Below are 248 nucleotides of genomic sequence, written 5' to 3'. Positions count from 1 at the left end.
CATCGACAGCAGTGCTTTCACCGCATCGTTGCGCTCATCGAACAGTTCAGACACCACGCCGGAGTCACGATCCAGACCGAGCGCCAGCTGCGTCATGTCGTTTGAGCCAATTGAGGAGCCGTCGAAATATTCGAGGAACTGCTCGGCCAGCAAGGCGTTGGACGGGATTTCACACATCATGATGATTTTCAGCCCGTTCTCACCACGTTTCAGCCCCTGACGCGCCAGTTCCTCAACCACCGCTTTCG

1 protein-coding gene is annotated in these 248 nt (G+C 56.5%); it reads right to left on the bottom strand.

Going from position 1 to position 248, the window contains the following annotated elements; translation table 11 throughout:
• The coding region (locus tag R2R70_RS22225) for a putative PEP-binding protein (RefSeq protein ID WP_410979235.1) at positions 1 to 248 on the bottom strand (248 nt) is incomplete at both ends.

The organism is Cobetia sp. SIMBA_158, assembly GCF_046566945.1.
GTDB classification, from domain to species: domain Bacteria; phylum Pseudomonadota; class Gammaproteobacteria; order Pseudomonadales; family Halomonadaceae; genus Cobetia; species Cobetia amphilecti.
Note: the sequence above shows the minus strand (reverse complement) of the source record. Positions and strands in the feature narration are given on the sequence as shown.